Annotated in this window: 15 protein-coding genes; 8 read left to right on the top strand and 7 right to left on the bottom strand. The window is 71.0% G+C overall.

Translation table 11 applies throughout. The features are described from left to right. Nucleotides 1-6: 6 nt before the first annotated feature. Genes GTZ93_RS23685 through GTZ93_RS23675 form a run of 3 tightly spaced genes read right to left on the bottom strand, consistent with a single transcriptional unit; the run spans nt 7 to nt 2,147 of the window. Entirely contained in the window at nt 7-525 is a 519-nt protein-coding gene (locus GTZ93_RS23685) for an acyl-CoA thioesterase (protein WP_120581020.1), read from the bottom strand. Nucleotides 526-559: 34 nt separating this feature from the next. Next, nucleotides 560-1,315 (bottom strand): deoxynucleoside kinase, encoded by a 756-nt coding sequence (locus tag GTZ93_RS23680; RefSeq protein WP_139922169.1) that lies wholly within the window; start codon nt 1,313-1,315, stop codon nt 560-562. A 13-nt stretch (nt 1,316-1,328) separates the two neighbouring features. Next, nucleotides 1,329-2,147, bottom strand: a complete 819-nt coding sequence (locus tag GTZ93_RS23675; protein ID WP_139922167.1) for a glycerophosphodiester phosphodiesterase — start codon at nt 2,145-2,147, stop codon at nt 1,329-1,331. 159 nt (nt 2,148-2,306) lie between these two features. On the opposite strand from GTZ93_RS23675, the gene GTZ93_RS23670 reads away from it, so the two are divergent. The 3 genes from GTZ93_RS23670 to GTZ93_RS23660 all read left to right on the top strand — a co-directional run bounded on the left by GTZ93_RS23670 (nt 2,307) and on the right by GTZ93_RS23660 (nt 7,522). Continuing rightward, the gene (locus GTZ93_RS23670; protein ID WP_139922165.1) at nt 2,307-3,368 is read left to right on the top strand and encodes a hypothetical protein; all 1,062 of its coding nucleotides are present in this window, start codon (nt 2,307-2,309) and stop codon (nt 3,366-3,368) included. Nucleotides 3,369-3,581: 213 nt separating this feature from the next. Next, a complete protein-coding gene (locus GTZ93_RS42355; RefSeq protein ID WP_186820061.1) occupies nt 3,582-6,557 on the top strand; it encodes a serine/threonine protein kinase in 2,976 nt (991 codons plus the stop codon). 158 nt (nt 6,558-6,715) lie between these two features. Next, complete coding sequence (locus tag GTZ93_RS23660; protein ID WP_167548358.1) at nt 6,716-7,522, top strand: hypothetical protein; 807 nt, start codon at nt 6,716-6,718, stop codon at nt 7,520-7,522. Between the two features lie 87 nt (nt 7,523-7,609). Here GTZ93_RS23660 and GTZ93_RS23655 read toward each other — a convergent pair whose 3' ends face one another. Together GTZ93_RS23655 and GTZ93_RS23650 are read right to left on the bottom strand one after the other, a co-directional pair. Beyond that, nucleotides 7,610-8,797: a hypothetical protein gene (locus GTZ93_RS23655; RefSeq protein WP_139923944.1), complete on the bottom strand. Its 1,188-nt coding sequence runs from the start codon at nt 8,795-8,797 to the stop codon at nt 7,610-7,612. Between the two features lie 23 nt (nt 8,798-8,820). Further along, a complete protein-coding gene (locus tag GTZ93_RS23650) occupies nt 8,821-10,383 on the bottom strand; it encodes a hypothetical protein (protein ID WP_186820060.1) in 1,563 nt (520 codons plus the stop codon). Nucleotides 10,384-10,565: 182 nt separating this feature from the next. On the opposite strand from GTZ93_RS23650, the gene GTZ93_RS23645 reads away from it, so the two are divergent. Then, complete coding sequence (locus GTZ93_RS23645) at nt 10,566-10,946, top strand: metallothionein (protein WP_139918577.1); 381 nt, start codon at nt 10,566-10,568, stop codon at nt 10,944-10,946. 52 nt (nt 10,947-10,998) lie between these two features. Here GTZ93_RS23645 and GTZ93_RS23640 read toward each other — a convergent pair whose 3' ends face one another. Both GTZ93_RS23640 and nadA read right to left on the bottom strand, forming a co-directional pair. Further along, nucleotides 10,999-11,610, bottom strand: coding sequence for a zinc ribbon domain-containing protein (locus GTZ93_RS23640; protein ID WP_139918579.1), 612 nt, complete (start codon nt 11,608-11,610; stop codon nt 10,999-11,001). Nucleotides 11,611-11,698: 88 nt separating this feature from the next. Beyond that, complete coding sequence (gene nadA / locus GTZ93_RS23635; RefSeq protein WP_120578459.1) at nt 11,699-12,631, bottom strand: quinolinate synthase NadA; 933 nt, start codon at nt 12,629-12,631, stop codon at nt 11,699-11,701. A gap of 379 nt (nt 12,632-13,010) precedes the next feature. Between nadA and GTZ93_RS23630 the strand changes: the two genes are divergently transcribed. The 4 genes from GTZ93_RS23630 (at nt 13,011) to GTZ93_RS23615 (ending at nt 20,725) form a co-directional block, all read left to right on the top strand. Then, nucleotides 13,011-15,455 (top strand): PilZ domain-containing protein, encoded by a 2,445-nt coding sequence (locus tag GTZ93_RS23630; protein WP_139918581.1) that lies wholly within the window; start codon nt 13,011-13,013, stop codon nt 15,453-15,455. Further along, a complete protein-coding gene (locus tag GTZ93_RS23625; protein ID WP_180946068.1) occupies nt 15,455-16,240 on the top strand; it encodes a methyltransferase domain-containing protein in 786 nt (261 codons plus the stop codon). The genes GTZ93_RS23630 and GTZ93_RS23625 overlap by 1 nt, the downstream gene beginning before the upstream one ends. Continuing rightward, nucleotides 16,237-19,164: an ATP-binding protein gene (locus GTZ93_RS23620; RefSeq protein WP_139918583.1), complete on the top strand. Its 2,928-nt coding sequence runs from the start codon at nt 16,237-16,239 to the stop codon at nt 19,162-19,164. Before GTZ93_RS23625 ends, GTZ93_RS23620 begins: the two co-directional genes overlap by 4 nt. Nucleotides 19,165-19,336: 172 nt before the next feature. Then, the gene (locus tag GTZ93_RS23615; RefSeq protein ID WP_139918585.1) at nt 19,337-20,725 is read left to right on the top strand and encodes a peptide MFS transporter; all 1,389 of its coding nucleotides are present in this window, start codon (nt 19,337-19,339) and stop codon (nt 20,723-20,725) included. Nucleotides 20,726-20,804 lie beyond the last annotated feature (79 nt).

The following is a 20,804-nucleotide window of genomic DNA, read 5'->3' as shown; positions in this document are numbered from 1 at the left end:
CAGCTCTCAGGCTCCGGCCACGGGCTTCATCACCTTCATCCAGTTCTGCTCACCCTGGCCGCGGTTGCGGCGCTGGGCGCGGCGGGCCTCCGCCTCCTGGAAGGCCTGGCGCTCCGCCTCCGACTCCAGGAGCAGCGGCGGCACGGGCACGCCCTTTCCGTCCTGACCCTGCGCCACGAAGGTGAGCAGCGCGCTGGTGGTGAGGTGCCGCTCACCGGTGAGCGGGTTCTCCGCGTGCACGGTGACGCCCACCTCCAGCGAGGTGCGGAACGCCGCGAGCACGCGCGAGTGGAGCAGGGCAATCCAGCCCACGCGGATGGGGGCGTGGAAGTGCAGGTCGTCCATGGACGCCGTCACCACGACCTGACGGCAGTGGCGCTGGGCGGCCACGGCGCCGCAGATGTCGATCCACTGCATCACCTTCCCGCCGAACGCGGCGTTCAGGTTGTTGGCGTCCGGAGGGAGGATGAGCTGCGTCATCACCACTTCGGAGTCGCGCGGGCTCTTGGGGCTGAGGTCGTGCATGGCGCTGGTGAGCGTCGCACGAAACAGCGCCGCGTCAGGCCAGGAATGCGGAGACGCGGTCCATGAACTCCTCGCGGCCCTCGCCGCGGCGGATGTCCTGCTTGGAGACGTCCACCACCAGGCACTCCACGCCGTACTTCTCCTGGAGCACCTGCGGGAAGCCCGCGTAGTAGCCGTTGAGGCCCTTGAGGAAGGGCCGCCCGATTCCCTTCTCCTCCGCGCGGCCGCGCGTGCGGATGCGCTGGAGCAGCACCTCCTCCGACGGTACGTCGAAGCAGATGACCTTGTCCGGCCGCACGATGTGGCGCGACAGCCGCTGGAAGTACTCGTAGTACAGGTCCAGCTCCGCGTTCGTCATGTGCCCCAGGCCGTGCAGGTACTTGGCGAAGATTTCCGGGTCCTCGTAGAGCGTGCGGTCCTGCACGCAGCTCTTCCGGACGGAGTGGATGAGCTCGTGGTGCTCCACGCGCCGGATGAGGAACTCCAGCTGCAGCGTGAACGACCACCGCGACATGTCGCCGTAGTAGTCACGCAGGAAGCGGTTGTCGATGACGGGCTCGTCGAAGAGCTCGAAGCCGAAGGCCTGGCTGATGAGCTTCGCGGCCGTCGTCTTGCCCGCGCCGATGTTGCCCGCGAGCGCCACGAAGCGCTTGGCGCGCGGCACCTTCACCTTCGCCTTGAGCGTGTTGCGAGCGGCGGGCTTCGTGTCGGCGTCGGCCGGGGGCGGCGCCTTGGTCGAGGGCTCGGTGCGGGACGTCGCCGGACGCGCGCGGGCGGTGGAGCGGGGCATGGAGCCCGAAGGCTTAACCCGGCTTTCCAGAGGCGTCCATTCGCTGGCGGAGCAGGTCCGGCCGGTCGGTCATGATGCCGCCAATGCCTTCCTGGATCAGCCGGTCCATCTCCGCCGGATTATCCACCGTCCACACGTTGATCCACTTGCCGCGCTCGGCCGCGGCCTTCAGAAGCGCGTCGTCCACCAAGCGCACCTCGCCGAAGTACAGCGGCATGTCGAGCACGCTGTAGCGCGCGTCCTCCGGTGGCGCCTCGCCCGCCTTGAGCGCCAGGACGAACGCGGCCAGCGCGTCGCGCGGGTAGAAGTGGCACGCATCGGGCAATTCCTTGTGCAGCCGCTCCGCGATGACGTCCTGCTCGCTGCCCAGGCACACGCGGCCCAGGGCTGCTTCCTCGGTCAGCAGGCGAGCGAGCACGGCTTCCGCGCCCGGCACGTCCGGCTTGAGCTCCACGTTCAGGCGCAGGGTGGGGAAGGCGCGCAGCACCTCGCGCAGCGTAGGCAGGCGCACACCCTGGCCTCGGAAGGGGAAGGTGCGGCCTTCGTCCGGCGTGAAGCGGTGGCCCGCGTCCAGCTTGCGCAGCTGGGCCAACGTCAGCGCCGCGAGCGGACCTTCCCCGTCGGTGCAGCGCTCCAGCGTGTCGTCGTGCGCGACGATGACTTCACCGTCGCGCGACAGGTGCACGTCCAGTTCCAGCATGTCCGTGCGGTGGGTGTGGACGGCGCGCTGGAAGGCCTCCAGCGTGTTCTCCGGCGCGAGCAGCGCTCCGCCGCGGTGCGCGATGTGGAGCGTGGGCTTCAGCCCATCAAGAAACATGTCGCGCGGCAGCATGATCCACCTATTCTTGAATTGACGATGGTGTGACGAACAGGGCCCCGGTCCGTTCCTTGCCGGCCCTACTAACCCACCGGTATAAGGGCCTGAATCCTCAGCCCGACCGGCGTCGGACTTCAACCACCTCGGCGCCCTTCACCTCCCGGAGAATTTCAAATGGAACTGCGCACGAAGCTGGGCGCCGCGGCCTTCCTGGCTGCCGCGGCGATGGCCACCGCGGCCGGCTGTGGCGGTCGTGACGACGACAACCCCACTCCCACCCCCGATGCCGGCTGCACGGGCGTCTGCAGCACCGACGCGGGCTCTGACGCGGGCACGAACACCGACGCGGGCACTGACGCGGGCACCGGCGACGCGGGCCCCACCGCCAACCAGATCGCCGCGACGCGCAAGGTGTCGTTCGGCACCAAGGCGACGCTGCGCGACGTGGTCGTCTCGGGCATCCACTACGAGAAGCTCAGCGACCAGGGCAACGGCTCCTGGCGCTCGTACTTCTGGGTGACGGATCCGGCCGCTCCGAAGGAGGGCCTCTTCATCCATAAGTTCTACACGGACACTCCGGATGCGTACCACCCGCAGATCGGCGACACCGTCGACATCGTGGGCTACTTCGGCACGGAGCCGAACAACTCGCCGTTCACCGGCCGCCGCCACCACCTGGCCAATCAGCAGACTCCCGCGGTGCCCCTGGCCATCACGCCCAAGCTCACGGACGCGGGTACGGCGAACCTGCCCCCGGCCAACGAGGTGACGGTGGATGAGCTGACGGCGTCGCTCGCGGCGGCCCAGAACAGCGCGGCATACCTGGGAACGCGCGTGCACCTGGCGGGTCCGCTCACGCTGACCAACCCGCAGCCCTCCCAGCTCCAGCGCCTGGACAACGAGGACGCGGGCACCCTCTTCTACGGCTTCGAGGTCACCGGCGGCATCCTCGTCTACCACGACAAGACGCGTGACCGGTCCGACGGCGGCTTGGGCTGCGACTACCAGAAGGCGGCCCTGGATGGCGGCTCGGTGACGTTCCCCAACGGCATCACGGGTGTCTGGGATACCTACACCTTCGCGGGCTGCATCAACGGCAGCTCCAACATCACCAGCTGCGGCACCGGCGGCAATGACCGGGACAGCGGCGTGCCGGGCACGGACCAGCGCTACACCTACACCATCATCCCGCAGGGCTGCGAAGACCTGCCGGGCCAGGTGTCGCTCCCCGAGTAATCCGCTTTCGCCTGATGCCTTCCCCGTCCGCCTCCCAGGGCTCACCTGCCCTGGGGGGCGGTCGTGTTTCAGGGGCCCGAAAGTTCGCGTGCTCCGCCGGGCCTGCCTAGAGTCCGACGCCGGGCGGGTCGGACGGCTCCCCCCGGGGCGGGAATGCAGGTAGGCTCCGGACACGCTTCAAAGTTCCACCCGCGGCCCACACCTTCCACGTCCTTGAGCTCGCCCCAGACGGCCACCCCGTTCGGCAAATACCTGCTCATCAAGCGCCTCGCGCTGGGCGGGATGGCGGAGCTTTTCCTGGCGCACAAGCCGCCGGATCCCACGCTGGTGGTCATCAAGCGGATCCTCCCGTACCTCTCCGAGGAGCCGGAGTTCGTCCAGATGTTCCTGGACGAGGCGCGCATCGCCGCCCAGCTCCACCACCCCAACATCGTGCAGGTGCACGAGCTGGGGAAGGAGGGGGACAACATCTTCATCTGCATGGAGTACGTGGAGGGCGTGGACCTGCGCCGCGTGCTCGCGGAGGAGTTCAAGTTCGGCGCCTCCATGCCGTACGGCGTCGCGGCGAAGATCTGCGCGGCCATCGCCGCGGGCCTGGACCACGCGCACTTCAGCCGCGGCGTGGATGGGCGCCCGCTGGAGCTGATCCACCGGGACGTCTCTCCGCAGAACGTGATGATCGCCTACGACGGGCGCGTGAAGCTCGTCGACTTCGGCATCGCCAAGGCCGGCGCGTTCATGGAGCGCAGCAAGCCGGGCGTCATCAAGGGGAAGTTCCTCTACCTCTCCCCTGAGCAGATTCTTCAGGAGCGGTTGGATCACCGGGCGGACATCTACGCGCTGGGGGTGATGCTCTACGAAATCACCACCGGCAAGCAGCCCTTCCACCGCCCCACCACGGAAGGCATCCTCTACGCCATCCGCTACGAGGAGGCGACGCCGCCGCACCTGGTGCGCCCGGACTACCCGGAGGTGCTGTCGCGCATCGTGATGCGGTGCCTGGTGAAGGACCGCACCCAGCGCTACCAGCGGGCCTCCGAAGTGCGCGACGACCTGCACGCGTTCCTCGCGTCCGGCGTGCTCAAGCAGAGCCTGGACGTGGCGCAGTACATCGCGCGGCTGTTGGGGGAGAAGGAGGAGCGCACCGTGCTCCACATCCCCCCGGCGAAGCGCGCGGGCCGGCACGAAGCCACGCTGCCGCTGCCGTCCCTGCGCACGCCGCTGCCGCCCCCGGTGCCGGACCTGCCGGAGGACACCGCCGCGCGCACGCTGCCGCTGGCCGACGCGGAGGACACCGCCGCGCGCACGCTGCCCCTCACGGAGGACACGTCGTCGCGCACGTCTCCGCTCGACGAGGACACGGGCGCGCGCACCCTGCCGCTGGGCGGGACGGCGTCGCAGCCCCGGGGGCCCTCGGCGCTGACGCCCGTGGGGCTGGTGTCCCGGCCTCCCGCGCGCAGGCCCACGGCGGAGGCCGCGGCGCTGCGCACCTGGGACGCGGAAGAAGGGGAGCCGGAGACGCAGATGGCGCGTCCGCGCGACCTGCCCTCGGGCCACGACGACGACGATGACGACGGCGAGTCCACCGCGGTCGGCACGATGCCCGGCGCTCCCTCGCCGCGCCGCCACCTGGAGCCCGTGTTCGAGGCGGAAGCCTGGGACGAGGAGGAGGAGCAGGAGGAGGACGACGAGGGCGACTCCACCGTGCCGCTGCGCGCGCGCCGCCCCCGGCCCGTCGCGCCCACGCCCGCACCGGCGCGGCGCAATGGCCCTCCGGAGCCCACCGCGCGCTCCGGGTCGGGAGAGCGGGGCGGGGGAGACCGTTCGCGGCGTCCGTCGACTGGCGTGGCCATGCCTCGCGGCGCGGGTGGTGGGGATGATCCGTTCGCGCCCACGCCGCGTCGCACGCCGGAGGGACGCGCGTCGACGCCGCCACCTGGCCCGCGTCGGCCGGGCATGGCGTCCGCCAACGACGGCCGCTCCGAGCCGCTGTCCTCCGGTCCCCGCCGCATGGGCGACGATGGCCGGTCCGAACCGTTGTCCTCCGGTCCCCGGCGCATGGGAGACGATGGCCGGTCCGAGCCGTTGTCCTCCGGTCCCCGCCGCATGGGGGACGATGGCCGGTCCGAACCGCTGGCGTCCGGTCCCCGCCGCATGGGGGACGATGGCCGGTCCGAACCGCTGGCGTCCGGTCCCCGCCGCATGGGCGACGATGGGCGCTTGTCGCAGCCTCCGGGCCCGCGCCGGGGCGCCTCCGCGTCCAGCGACGCGAACCGCTCCGCCCCGTCCGGCAACTCCGGGGCTCGCAACGTCCGTCCTCCGCCGCGGCCGTCACCGGAAGACGACGAGCGCTTCAACACCGACCCGGGACCCTCCGGGGTGAGCCTCACGGACCCGACGCCTGTCTCGAGCGGAGACCCGGACGACGACGAGTCCACCGTCGGGTTCCAGGCGCCGCGAAGGCCGCCGCCCCGTCGGGTCGTGCGCGCGCCCGTCGACGAGGACGAGGACTACGACGACGAGGGGCCCGACACGCTCGACGCCTCCCGGTCGCCCCGGCGCTCGCGCGCCATCGTGCTGGTGGCGGGCGTGGTGCTCGTGGCCGTGCTGGGCCTGGGGCTCGCGTGGATGATGGGCTTCTTCAGTCCGGAAGCGCAGGCACCTCCCGCGCCCATGAGGGGGCCTCCGGCGGGAGGCCCGGCGCGGCCCGGTCCCCAGGGAACGGCCCCCGTGAAGGCGCCCGCGCCACCCGCTCCTGTCCCGGCCGAAGTCGCGCCGCCGAAGCCCGCTGAACCCGCCCTCGCGGACACCGCCGCGCGGCAGCCCGTTGAACCCGCCCTCGCGGCCACCGCCGCGAGCCCGCCAGACGCAGGACTCGCGGTGGCCGCGGCGGGCACCGAAGCCGCGGCCCCGCCGGCCGTGGCGACCGCGGCCCCGGCCGAACCCGCCGAGCCCCCACCCCCCGCCACCGTGGAGGTTCGCTTCGAGGCCCCGGTGCGCACCGTGCTTGGCCGGCCGGGGGGCGGAAAGCTGCCCATCAACCAGGTAGTCGCCCTGGCCCCCGGCCCGCTCCGCGTCCAGTACACCTGCCCGGGACGGCGTGCACCTCGGGGCATCGAGACCTACAACGTCCGACCTGTAACCGGGGAACTCCAGACGCTCCGGGTCCCATGCCGCAGGCGACGCTAATTGGCACGGCGACTTACGCGTATGCGGCATCCGCACCCCCCGGAGGACACGTAGGACCGGGTACGCTTGAGTGCCCTTAAGTCGTTGGAATTCCTTGGTTTTCCACCAAGCGGGCGCGTTTACACATGTCAGAGGGGTCCGTAGACTCCGGCCCCTCTATGGCTCGCGCGAAGAAGCAGAAGAACATCATCCGACAGAGGACCTACCCCGCGGGGAGGGTGGCCCGGCAGCTCCCGGTCGCCCCAGAGCCCAACCGACTGGTGAAGGTGTGGCGACGCGTGTTGGAGCGCCGGTTGCGCACGCGGCTGCGGGGGAAGGTGGCGGTGGAGATCCACGACAACACCCACACGATGCTGACGTTCCAACGCCAGCGGGCGCTGTGGCGGTTGAGGCTGCACCACATGTTCCTGGCCGCACCGGACGAAGTGCTCCAGGCGCTCGCGAGCTTCGTGCGCAAGGGGGACCCGGACGCCAGCGCGCTCTTGGACCGCTACATCGAGCGCAACCGCATCTTCATCCGCCGGCTGTCCCCGGCGCAGATGCGCAAGCGGTTGCGGCTGTCCCCGGTGGGGCGCTACCACGACCTGACCCGCATCTATGAGCGGCTCAACGAGCGCTACTTCCAGAGCCGCATCGACGCGGCCATCACCTACGGGCCGGCGCCCCGGGTGAAGGGGCCTCGCAAGAGCATCAAGATGGGCTCGTACTCGGCGGACTCGAAGGTCATCCGCATCCACCCGGCGTTGGATCAGCCGCTGGTGCCCCGGTACTTCGTGGAGTGGATCGTCTTCCACGAGATGCTGCACCACGTCTACCGAGCCCGCCGGGGCGAGGACGGCCGGCGCTGCATCCACCCGCCGGAGTTGATGGAGCACGAGAAGCGCTTCCACGACTACCAACGGGCGCTCGCCTGGGAGCACGAGAACCTGGACCTGCTCCTGTGCGCCCGCACGGAGCAGCTCTGATGCAAGCGGGCCCGCTCCCGGGGCGCCTTCGAGGCGTCCGGGACGCGGGCCCCGCTGACGGCGGCTCCTGAAGGCGCAGGGGCGCCGTCAGGGCAGGATGAGGCCGCCGGGGCTGCGCCGCTCGCCCGTGAGGGCGGCAGGAAGCGCTTCAGGGGCCGTGGCGCCCTGCGCCGCCTGGGCCTGGGCACCCGCCGCGGCCAGGACCACGACCTTGGCGAAGAGCGTCTCCGCGAAGAGCGAGAAGGGCTCGTCGAGTCCGTGGAAGAGGCGCCGCGCCTCGCCCCGGGCGATGGACGCCTGGAGGGCCCGCCCGGTCGCGTCGAAGAAGGCCGCCATGCGCCACAGTCGTCGCGCGTAGCGCTGGCGCACCTCCGGCGTGAAGTAGGCCCTCGCCGCGTCCAGCACCCGCTGCCGCACCTGTTCCTGGCGCTGGGCCCCGCTCAACGCCAGCGGGCTCGACGCCAGCGCCTGCACCTGCTCCATCAGGCCCCGCATCTCCGCGTCGGGAGGCATCCACTCGGCGATCTCCGGCGTCGCATGGAGCTGATCGCCCTCCAGGGCATGGCGCACGTCGTCGGGCTCGGGCGCGGGGAGGGGCTCGGGCACGTGGATGGGCTGGACCCCGTGGTGGCGCAGCGCGGCCTCCAGGTCCGGCGGGAAGGGCGTGCGGGTGCTCAGGTTGAGGGCCGCGGCCTCGGCGAGCAGCCGGGCCCCCTCCTCGCGGGAGACCTCCATGCCGAAGCCGTTCTTCAGCCCGTGCTTGAGGATGCGGCGGATGTCCCCGCGGCTCTGCTCGGTGCGGTTGAGCTCCAGCACACCCTGCTCATCCGACGCGATGACCTGGAGCAGCTCCACGCCGCCGCGCACCACGCGCGTGAGCAGCAGTCCGTACTGCCCCGCCGACGACACCACCGTCACCAGCGTGGGCAGCGTCTCCGGGGCCGGAGCCATGGGCGCCTCCCTGGGGGCTTCCGCCGGGGTGACGCCGCGCGAGCGCAGCCGGTAGAGCGCCTTCTTCGCGGCCTTGGCCAGCGGCTTCACCGACGAAGCGGAAAGGGCCTCCGGCAGCGCCACCTGTCCCGCCAGCACGGCGGCCTCCAGCACCGCGCCCGCCAGGGCCTCGGGCAGGGCCTCCACGGCCGCGGGCGTCGCGGAGCCCACGTCGTCCGCGAGCTTCCGGGCCTGGGCGACGTCCGCCTCCAGGAAGGCGGGCAGGGGGGTGCCGGCGCGCAACGCATCCAGCAGGGGACGGGGCTCGGTGGAGGCAGGGCTCATGCGCCGGGTTTCTACTTCACGCGCTACCGCCGCCGCACCAGCCAGCTCCCTCCACTCTGTCCCACGATGACCAGTTCCGACTGGAGCCGGGCGCCGAAGACGCGCGACGGATGCACCCCGCGCACCAGGAAGTGGTCGTACCAGGTGCCCTGCGTCGCGTAATTCATCTCCTGCGGCCGCCACTCGGACGGGAAGGTGGGCGGCACCTCCCCCCGGTAGCGCAGGGGCGAGTGGGGCGTGGTGGCGAAGGTGAAGTTGGGCACCCCGCCGCGCTCGCGCGCCACCACCGCCGCGGCGTGGATGAAGACGGGGAAGCGCACCACGCTGGAGCGCGGGTCGAACACCAGCCCCATCACCTTCGGCCGGTTCGCGGCCAGGCCGGACAGCGCCTCCAACTCGCGGGCCTCCTGGGAGAAGTTCTGGAAGCCGCGCCCCATCACGAAGGCCAGCAGCAACGCGCTCGCCGCCGCCGCGAGCCCCAACGGCCGCCGCCAGTCCGCGCGCGCGGCCGGCATGCTCGCCACCAGCAGCGCCGCGGCCAGGTGCGCGTAGCGCGTGTTGAGGTAGTAGACGTACCCCCGGATGTCGAAGGGCAGGAGGAAGTACAGCGCCAGCGCCAGCACCCCCAGCCCCAACAGCCGCCAGCGCGCCAGCGGGCCCTCGCGGCGCGTCCCCGGCCCCACGAGTCCCAGCACCCAGCCCGCCACCGCCACCGCGCCCACCGCGTACAGCGGCCAGCGGTCCGAGCCGTCGTGGAACGTGTTGGCGAGCACCTGGAAGAACTCCGCGCGGTTCTGCTCGAAGCCCTTCCACGCCAGGTTCTGCGGCGAGAACGTGGGCCCCCACGCCTTCCACGGCGCGCCCGGCTGGATGTCCGGCGGGTTGCCGAACCGCAGCACCACCCACGACAGGAACAGCGTCACGCCGGGCACCACGCCCAGGAGCGCCGGCACGCGCGGCTTCACCCGGGCCACGATTCCCTGCGCCGCCGCGTCCTCCGGCACCGGCGTGGTGAGGAGCAACCACGGCAGCCCGAACGCCAGGAACCCGAAGGCCTGCACGTGGAAGAGCAGCACCGCCACCAGGCACACCGCCAGCCCCACGCCCCAGCGCGCGCGGCGTGGCGCGTCCGTCAGCGTCCGCACGAAGAGGCCGCAGCACAGCAGCGTCAGCGGCAGGGCCGCCAGGTAGTTGATGAAGCCCCAGCCGAAGCTGTCCCCGTACGCGAGCGGCAGCGTGAGCAGCGCGGGCCACGACGGCCGGCCCAGGCCGCGCAACAGGAAGGCCATGCCCAGCGGCATCCCCACCACGTACGCGGTGAGGAAGACGCGGTTGGCCATCTCCAGCGGCAAGAGCCAGTTGAGCGCGCTGACGAGGTAGTAGTAGCCCAGGTACGGCGTCAGCTCGTGCCGCGCCGCGAACAGCGTGGGGTAGAGCGTCGTCGGGTCGTCCAGCCGGTGCAGCACCGAGATGAGGTACAGGTGCTGCGGCAGGTCCACCATGGGCAACAGGCGCGACACCCAGAGCGGGAGCGCCCCCAGGACGAGCGCGGCGACAAAGGCGATGCGAGCAGTTCGGTTCGTCACGGGCAGGAGGGCGCGGACTGTACGCGCGCGCCCCCGCGCCGGGCGAGCGCACCGTGGGCTCCGTTGACGGGTAGGCAAAGGTGCGTGCGAATGCCTTGGCAGGGGGAATGCCCTGCGCTATAGGCCGGGACGGCGGATGCCTCCCCCAAGCCTTCCCCAGGCCTTCGCCAAGGAGAGCGGACATGGCACGCAGCGCGACGTTGATGACCGCGGGATTGCTGATGGGCGGCCTCTGGCTTCTGCCCGCCAGCGCCCACGCCTGCGAGGCCCACGCGAAGGCGGCCGCTGCCTCCAAGGGCACCGCGCCCCAGACGCCGGCGCCGGCCCCGGAGGCCAAGAAGGACGACGCGCCGCGCCCGCTGGAGGAGCTGGATCAGCTGCTGACGGCGAAGTGCTCCTGCGGCAGCAAGGCGGACTGCACCTGCAAGCGCGGCAAGTGCGAGTGCTCCAAGTGCTCGGGCCGTCATGCGCCGCGCCAGGTGACGGATGCGCTGCGCGGCCGCCCCGCCACGCAGGAGCTCCAGGAGGCGCGCAACGACGCCTCCGCCGGCATCTTCATCTGAAACGAAAAGGGGGCCCGTGGAAGGGCCCCCCTGGGAACGACAGCGAGGTGGCTCAGGCCGCCGGGCTGGAAGAGCGCCCGCGCGGGGCAGGGGCTCCGCCCTCGGCCACGAGCACCGGCCAGCCTCGCGCCATGGCCTCGCGGAAGAAGGCCGCCAGCTGGTGCCGGCTGCTGTTCACCGCGCCCTGGAACGGGTCGATGAGGGCCTCTTCGCCCAGGCTCTCCTGCGAGGACAGCTGCACCGGGTTGCCGCAGCGCTCGCAGCGGATGGACACCTGGCGCACCAGGGCCACCGGCACCGCGTAGCGGGCACTGCATTGGCCGCACTTCCACACCAGCGCGCGCTCGCCGGCCTCCAGGCGGGCCAGGTGCTCCAGCTCATCCGCCAGGCGCAGCAGCGCGGGCAGGTCCTGGGGCGGCTGGGCGAAGATGGCGCTCGCGCCAAAGCCCTTGCCCGGCGAGCCCAGGGCCGGGGGACGGTCTCCCTGGAGCAGGGCGCGCAGGCGGTCGCGGGCTTTCAGGTCGCGGAACTCGGCGCCGGCGAGGGCGCGCTCCACGGCCTCGTGCACCGGAGGCAGGTCCGGCTCGAGGCGCTCTTCGTCCGGCAGGGTCTTGGGGAAGTCCACCAGCCGGTGGGAGGGAAGTGCGAGAAATCGGAAGGCCACGTTCCTTCCATGGCACTTGGGCCCGCCGTCCGCAAGACGCGAGTTGCCAAACGTGGGACGCGGGCGACAGTCCCGCGTCCCGCTTATTTCAGGCGGACCACTCCAGCATCCGCTGCAAGGGGGCGAGCGCCGCGTGCTGCAGGTCCGCCGGCAGCACCAGCTCCGGCGTCCTGTCCCGCATGCAGCGGTAGAGCTTCTCCAGCGTGTTGAGGCGCATGTACGGGCACTCGTTGCACGCGCACCCGTTGTCCGGCGGCGCCGGGATGTACGTCTTGTCCGGCGCGGCCTTCTTCATCTGGTGGAGGATTCCCGCCTCCGTCACCACGATGAACTTCTTCTTCGGGCTCTTCACCGCGTAATCCAGGATGGCCTTGGTGGAGCCGATGAAGTCCGCGTGCCGCAGGACTTGCTGCTCGCACTCCGGGTGGGCCACCACCTCCGCGTCCGGATGCTCGACCTTCAGCCCCACGAGCTTCTTCTCGCTGAAGATTTCATGGACGATGCAGCTGCCCGGCCACAGCACCATGTCGCGGCCCGTCTCCTTCATCACGTGCCGGCCCAGGTGTTGATCCGGCGCGAAGAGGATGGGGCGGTCCTTCGGAATCTGGTTCACGATGCGCACGGCGTTGGACGACGTGCAGATGACGTCGCTCATCGCCTTCACCGCGGCGGAGCTGTTCACGTACGACACCACGAAGGCGCCCGGGTGTTTGTCCTTGAACGCCTTGAAGGCCGCGGGCGGACACCGGTCCGACAACGAGCAGCCGGCCTTGAGGTCCGGAAGCAACACCTGTCGGCTGGGATTCAGAATCTTGGCGGTCTCCGCCATGAAGTGCACACCGCAGAAGACGATGACGTCCGCCTCCGTCCGCGCCGCCGCCTGCGCGAGCGCCAGGCTGTCACCGACGAAGTCGGCCACGTCCTGCACTTCGCTCTCCTGGTAGTAGTGCGCCAGGATGACCGCGTTCATGGAGCGCTTCAGCTCCCGGATGCCCGCCTCGTAATCCACCGTCTCGCCCATGGGGGGCCTCCTCGTCGCCCACGCATTTTGTAACCGCGTCCGCGACCCGGGGCCAGCGCACTCATCAGGCCCTCGTGCGTGCGTCCCTACCCACCAAGGGGTCCCAGCAGACCGCGCGTCTTTAACCTATTCCGAAAAGTCCTCTCACCCCCGCGTACATCACCTAATCCATAGGAGCAGGTAAAGTACGCGGTGGTTGTTCGCCGGCGGCTCACCGGGGAAGGCGTTTCAGCGCGGGCCCGCTGGCAACAGAGAGAGCACCAGGCTCGGACACTCAAGACATGCGGATGGCGGGAACGGGGCGCGTGCATGCCCCGCGTCGACGGGAATGGCGCCATGCACGGGCGCCGGTGTGGCTCTTGCGCGTCGGGGAAAATCCATGAGCGTGCCGACTCACGAAGTCCTCATCGTCCACCCCAACGAGATGCGTCGCAACGCGTTGAAGTCCGCGTTGAACACGCACCGGGTTTCAGTGGTGGGCTCACAGCTGGAAGCCACGCGGCGCATGGAGGCGACCGCACCCACGTTGATCATCGCGCCCGCGGACAACGCGCGCCGCTTCCTGCGCCACGTGGACCGGGCGGCGCCGGAGGCCGTCTGCGTGTTCGTCTGCGCCCGGTCGGACCAACACGGGCTGGAGGAGTTGGTGGAGACGGCCGCGGAGGGGCACGTCTTCAGCACGGTGGACGACGCGCTGACCGAAGGCGAATTGAAGACGCGCCTGCGCGACATCCTCCAACTGCGCGCCTCCACGCGCGTGTCGCTGGATGCCGGCATGCGCGTGGACTTCCTCCTGCGCGGCCAGTCCTTCACCGCCGAGTGCCAGGACCTGGGCCACTTCGGCGCCGCGCTCCAGGTCCCCATGGACGCGTCGCTGGCGGCCTTCCTGCCGGGCACGCCCCTGGACTCGCTGACCATGCTGCGCGACGGCCGGCCCGTGCTGCACGTGGCCCGCGCCTACGTGCGCCACGCCACCCCCGTCCAGCAGGGGACGCACGCGTTCCTGCGCGTGGGCATCTCCTGGCGGATCGCGCAGGACGAGTCCACCGCCGTCCCGCCGCGCACGCTGAGGGACCCGGTGGCGGTGCAGGCCGCGCTGCGCAAGGCGCTCCGGCGCGAGCTGCCCGTGTGGCTGCATCCGGCGGACAGCCAGACGGCGCACTTCCGCCTGGAGTCCGCCCTGGTGGAGCCTTCCGACGAACGGGGCGTGTTGCGCGGGCAGGTGTCCACGGCGCTGCCCGCGAGCGTGGGGGAGGTGGTCCACCTCTCCTTCGAGATGGGCGGCCAGCGCTACCGCGGCGTCACCAGCATGCTCCACGTGGGGCATGACGGCGTGACGCTGGGGATGCCCCGCTCGCTCGCGGTGGAGAACCGGCGGGGACAGCAGCGCTTCCGCCCCAGCGCGCAGCACCGCTTCCTCGTGCACTTCACCTCGCCGTTCAGCGGCCAGCGCATCACCCGCGCGGTGCTGGACCTGGGCGCGCGGGGGTTCGCCTTCCCCATCGACGCGTCGTGCGAAGTGCTGCCGGTGGGCTCGCGCCTGGACACCACGCTGCTGTTGCCGGACGGCACGGAGGTGGCGTGCCGCGTGGAGGTGCGCTCGGTGGACGTCGTCCCCTTCGAGTCCCGGCATGATCAGCGCCTGCGGCCCTACCGCTGCGGCGTGCGCATCCTGGACATGCCGCGCGCGGTGGCGGACGCCATCGTGGACGCGTTCGTGTCCGCGAGAGCCCCCCAGGTCCGCGACGGGGCGGTGTTCCGCTTCCCGGACGTCTGGCGGATGATGGAGGACGCCCACTACACCTTCCACCCGGACCACCCCTTCGGCGAGGAGGCCCGCGTCCTGCCCGTGCTGGAGGCGACGCACGAGCGGCTGGGCCGCTCGCGCGAGCTGGGGCGCTCGCTCGTCTTCACGGATGCGCACCGGCTGTTGGGGCACGTCAACGGCCTGCGCATGTACTCCGGCACGTGGCTGGTGCAGCACCTGGCCGTGATGCCGGGCTTCCGGCGCAGCGAGCAGATCTCCAGCGAACTCACGTCGCTCGCGGTGGAGGTGGGCGAGGCGATGGAGGACGTGGAGTTCATCCGCTACATGTGGCGCACCGACAACCGGTGGCCGCACCGGCTGGGCACGTGGCTGGCGCGCGTGCTGGAAGGGCAGGGGCTGTGCCACCTGCGCCAGTTCCACTACCTGCGCGCGGACCTGACCCAGATGCCCACCGTGGACGCGGGGGCGCTGCCGGCCGTGCGCGAGGCGGGCCCGGAGGACCGTCAGTGGCTGGAGTCGTACCTGCGCCGCCGGGGGGAGATGGTGCGCCTGCTCAGCGAGGACCTGGGCTCGGACCCCGGCCCCGAGTCCGAGCTGGGCGCGCGCTTCCGGGCGGCGGGCCTGCACCGCGAGCGGCGGATGTTCGTGGTGGATGGGAACGACGGCCCGCTCGCGCTGGCGCTCCAGGACGAGGCCACGCCGGGCCTGAGCCTCATTGAAGTCACCAACGGCTTCAACCTGGTGGTGGCGGACCGGGAGCACCCTCGCGCGAAGGACGCGGTGGCGGCGCTGGCGCTGCGGTGCATGGCGCACGCGCGCGAGCGGGGCCGTGGTTCGGCGCTGGGCATGGTGGACGCGCTGGACGTGCCGGTGCTGGACGCCTGGGGCTTCCTGGACCAGGGCCTCTTCTCCGAGTGGACCTTCCACCGCTCCATGGTGCGCCGCTGGTGCGAGGCCTGGCGCTCGCTCTTCGAGCGGCAGATGCCCATGCGGCGCATGAAGCCCAGGGCCTCCGTCCAGGCCGCGGCGTTCGTCCAGAAGCAGGAGGTTCGCTGATGTACCTCATGGAATCCGCCGAAGAGTCCCGTCGCCTCCTGGAGCAGGAGCAGTCCCAGGACACGCGCGACGTCCTCCGCCGCACGGGCCTCAAGCCGGGGGACCGCGCGCTGGACGCCGGCTGCGGCCCGGGCGGCATCGCCGAATTGATGGCGGACCTGGTGGGGGAGGGCGGCCACGTCACCGGCGTGGAGCTGCACGACGGCCGCCTCGCGGAGGCGCGCTCGCGCAACGCCCACCGCCCGAACCTGACGTTCCTCCAGGCGGACGTGCGCACCACGGGCCTGCCCTCGGACGCGTTCGATTATGCGTGGAGCCAGTACGTCTTCGAGTACCTGCCGGACCGGGACGTGGCGCTCGCGGAGCTCATCCGGGTGACGCGGCCCGGGGGGCGGGTGGTGGTGTCCGACATCGACGGGCTGGGCCTCCAGAACTGGCCCTTCCCGGAGCACCTGCGCGTGGGCACCCAGCGCATCGTGGAGGCCCTGGCTGCGCAGGGGTTCGACCTGTACGTGGGCCGCAAGCTGTACTCCGAGTTCCGCCGCGCGGGGCTCACGGACGTGCGGGTGCACCTGATGCCTTTCTACCTCTCCCCGGGCGCGGCGGAGGCGCGGCTCGTGCGCGACTGGAAGACGCGCTTCGAGGCGTTGGCGCCAGTGGGCGCGGCGGTCCTGGGCGGGCTCGAGGCCTACCAGTCTCACTGCGCCGACTTCCTGGCCATGCTCGAGGACCCGGAGGGGCTGAAGTACGCGGTGACGCTGGTCACCGAAGGAACGAAGCCGTGACCCAACGCCTGCCGGCGGTGAAGGTGCAGGACGTGTCCGCGGACAACGCCCCCGAGGTGAGCGTCCGCGCCACGTCCACGCTGTTGCTCTACTTCGAGCACCGCTATGGCGCGGAGCGGCTGGCCCGGGTGTGGCGCGAGCACGCGTTCAGCCTGGGGCTGGACTACATGCGCCAGCCCACCAACTACGTCTCGTTGCGCTTCCTGGAGCGCGTGGCGGCGGCGCTGCGCGAGGACTCCGGCGACTCGCGCTTCATGCGCGAGGCGGGCCTCTTCACCGCGTCGCCGCAGGCGCTGGGCTTCGTCTTCTACATGCTGCGCGCCTTCGGCTCGCCCAAGGCCTGCTACAAGCAGACCATCGACTTCTCCCCCAGCTACAACCGGGTGGGGGCGTTCGCGGTGGACCTGCTGGAGCACAAGCGGCTCAAGCTGTCCTACCGCAGCAGCACCCCGGAGCAGAACCGCAACATCTGCGAGCTGCGCATGGGCCAGTTCGCGTCCTTCCCCACCATCTGGGGCCTGGCGCCCGCGGAGGTGCGGGAGTCGGAGTGCCAGGTGCTGGGCGGCCAGGCGTGCCGCTACCACCTCACCTGGACGGATCCGCCCACGCTCTGGGGCCACTACCTGGGCCTGCTGCTGGGCATGGTGAGCGGGCTGTTGGCCACGCACCTGGGCTGGGGGGACGCGCTCTTCTCCGTGACGTCGCTGGGCATGGGCGGCTTCGCGCTCGGCGGCTGGTTGGACCGGTGGCGCGAGCTCAAGCGCAAGGACGAGCTGCTCGCGGCGCAGGCCCAGGCGAACATGGGCTCGCTGCGAGAATTGCAGCAGCGCTACGACGAGGTGTTCGGCAGCAACGTGGCGCTGGAGGACCGCGTCGTCGCGCGCACGCGTGAGCTGTCGGAGGCCAACGCGAAGCTGGAGGCTGCGCTCGTCAAGCAGCGCGAACAGGACCGGCTGAAGACGGAGTTCTTCGACAACGTGAGCCATGAGCTGCGCACGCCGCTCACGCTCATCCTGCTGTCGCTGGACGCGCTCCAGAAGGAGCCGGAGTCGCTGCCCACGGTGGTGCGGCAGCACCTGGTGACGCTGGACCGGAGCACGCAGCGGCTCTTGAGGCTCATCGACAACCTGCTCAACCTGGCGCAGCTAGAGGCGGGCAAGGTGCGGCTGCGCTACCAGCCGCTGGAGCTGCACGCGTTCCTGTCCTCGCAGCTGTTGCCCTTCCGCACCGTGGCGGAGAAGCAGGGGCTCACGCTCTCGCTGGAGGGCGGGCCGGTGTCGCCGGTGCACGCGGACGCGGAGCGGATTGAAGGCGTGTTCCACAACCTGGTCTCCAACGCGCTCAAGTTCACTCCGGCCGGCGGCAACATCGCGGTGCGGCTGCGCGAGGACGACACGGACGTGCACGTGGAGGTGGTGGACACGGGGCAGGGCATGGCGCCCGCGGACCTGGCCGTCATCTTCGACCGCTTCGCCCAGGCGGACACGACGGGCACGCGGCGCTTCGGGGGCAGCGGCATCGGCCTGGCGCTGGTGAAGGAGACGCTGGCGCTGCACTCGGGCGGCATCGAGGTGTCGAGCACGCCGGGGCAGGGCAGCAGCTTCCGCGTGCGGCTGCCCAAGGGCACCTGGCATCTGCGCGAGGACCTGCGCGAGCGCCGCGCCACGGACCTGCCCACGCGCCGCGAGCGCCGCAGCTCCGGCCGCTTCGCCACCGTGCTGGCCGCCACCGTCGCCGGGGCGCAGCGCCCCACGGAGCCGCAGGACCACACGCGCGCGGACTCGAAGGCCCCCCGCATCCTGGTGGTGGAGGACGACGCGGAGATCCGCGCCTTCATCGCGGACATCCTCGCGCCCAGCTACCGGGTGCTGGAGGCCGCCAACGGGGAAGAGGGCGTGCGCCGCGCGATGGAGGATCGGCCGGACCTGGTGGTGTCCGACGTGATGATGCCGGTGCAGTCCGGCCTCAACCTCCTGGTGCAGCTGCGCGCCCACGCGCAGACGGTGGACATGCCCGTCATCCTGCTCACCGCGCGCCAGGAGGTGGCCGCCAAGGTGGAGGCCCTGGGCGCGGGCGCCAATGACTACCTGGGCAAGCCCTTCAGTCCGCGTGAGCTGCTGGCGCGCGTGGAGACACAGCTGCGCCTGCGCGAGGCGGCCGTACGCGCGGCGGAGAACGAGCGGCTGGCGGCCATCGGCCTGCTCACCTCCGGCTTCGCGCACGAGGTGCGAAACCCGCTCAACGGGCTGATGAACGCGCTCATCCCGTTGAAGGAGGTCATGCAGGGGAAGCAGACGGGCGGGGACCCCAACCTGGGCACCGCGATGCTGGAGGTGATGGAGGAGTGCGGCCAGCGCATCCGCCACCTGGCGGAGTCGCTGCTGTCCTTCGTGCGCACGGCGGAGAAGCCGGTGGCGGTGCGGCTGGACGTGGCGCTCGACTCCACGCTCAGCGTGCTGGGCTGGCGCATCCCCTCGGCCGTCGTGGTGGAGCGCGCCTACCAGTGCGCGGAGCCCATCTGGGGCGACCCGGGCACCCTCAACCAGGTGTGGCTCAACCTGCTGGACAACGCCCTGCGCGCGGTGGGCGACGCCGGCCGCGTGCTGGTGGAGACGGCCCAGCAGGGCGACGAGGCGCTCGTCACCATCGAGGACACCGGCGTGGGCATCCGCGCGGAGGACCTGGAGAAGCTCTTCCAGCCCTTCTTCTCCACCCGCGCCCCGGGTGAAGGCACGGGCCTGGGCCTGGCGCTCAGCCGGCGCATCGTCCTGCAGCATGGTGGCCGCATCCACATCACCAGCCAGACGGGGAAGGGCACGCGCGTGGAGGTCCGGCTGCCCATGCGCCCCGCGCACGCGGAGCCCCTGGCCTCCACCCCCACCGCGGGTGCGAGTCGCGGCCGCTGGCCCCGGCGCATTGGCTGACGCGCCCGGCCACGAACGGCCGGGGCGCGGGGGGCTGAAGGGCTGCTCGCGCAGGGGGCGGGAATTCCCAAGGACGCGGGGTGTCCTCTGTCCTCGCCGAGGGCGGGACTCCTGTTACAGTCGCGCGACTTTTCGTTCCCCCTCACAAGAATCCGTTCGAGGAACTCACGGCATGCAAAGCACCGTCGCCGCGGGCGAGGCCCGCAAGGGGCATCCCCCGGGCCTGTATTTGTTGTTCGCCACCGAGATGTGGGAGCGCATGTCCTATTACGGCATGCGCGGCCTGCTGGTGCTCTTCCTCACCGACAAGGTGCGGGGCGGCTTGGGCTGGTCCACCGCGGATGCGCTGAGCCTCTACGGCACGTACACGGGCCTCGTGTACCTGACGCCGATTTTGGGCGGCTACATCGCGGACCGCTACATCGGCCAGCGCAAGGCGGTGGTGCTGGGCGGCGCGTTGATGGTGATTGGCCACCTGTTATTGGCGCTACCCGGCATCTCCATCTTCTACGCGGGCCTGGGCTTCCTCATCATCGGCAACGGCTTCTTCAAGCCGAACATCTCCACCATGGTGGGCGGGCTGTACCCCGCGGGTGACGGCCGGCGCGACGGTGCCTTCACCATCTTCTACATGGGCATCAACCTGGGCGCGGTGCTGGGCAACTTCATCTGCGGCACGCTGGGTGAGCGCGTGGGTTGGCACTGGGGCTTCGGCTCCGCCGGCGTGGGCATGACGCTGGGCGTGATCATCTTCGTGTCGCTGGCGAAGCGGTTCCTGGGCAACGTGGGCCTCGCGCCCGCGCCGCGCCCCACCGAGGCGCAGACGACGACGCCGGACGGCAAGCACCATGCCTTCAGCCGCCAGGAGTGGGACCGCATCATCGTCATCTTCATCATCGCGCTGTTCGTGGTGGCGTTCTGGACGGGCTTCGAGCAGGCGGGCGGCCTGATGAACCTCTACACGGACCAGAAGGTGGACCGCTCGATGTTCGGCTGGGAGGTGCCCACCACCTGGTTCCAGAACTTCAACTCCGTCTTCATCGTGACGCTGGCGCCCATCTTCGCGGTGGTGTGGAGTTCGCTGGCGGCGAAGGGCAAGGACCTGAGCATCCCGGTGAAGATGTCCCTGGGGCTCATCTTCCTGTCGGTGGGCTTCGCCTTCATGCTGGGCGCCTCCAAGGAGAGCGCGATGGACGGCAAGGCGGCGGCGTGGTGGGTCATCATGGCGTACCTCTTCCACACCATGGGCGAGCTGTGCCTGTCGCCGGTGGGCCTGTCCATGGTGAGCAAGGTGGCGCCCCAGCGCGTCGTCTCCGCGATGATGGGCGTGTGGTTCCTGGCGAACGCGGTGGCCAACAAGCTGTCCGGCGTGCTGGGTGGCTACTCGGAGAAGATGGGTGAGTTCAGCGTGTTCCTCACCATCGTCATCGGCGCGGGCCTGTCGGGCGTCATCCTGCTGTTCCTCGCCCCCATGCTGAAGCGGATGATGCACGGCACGGACGAAGTGACGCCCGCGTCGACGCCCGCGCACCAGGAAGGCACCGTCCACCCGGCCACCTGAGCCGGGTAGGGCAGTCTTGCTGAAGCACGAACGCCGGAGCGCCCCCTGGGTGCTCCGGCGTTTTTCGTGGGCCGTGGGG

The organism is Corallococcus exiguus (assembly GCF_009909105.1).
Taxonomy (GTDB): Bacteria; Myxococcota; Myxococcia; order Myxococcales; family Myxococcaceae; genus Corallococcus; species Corallococcus exiguus.
Note: the sequence above shows the minus strand (reverse complement) of the source record. Positions and strands in the feature narration are given on the sequence as shown.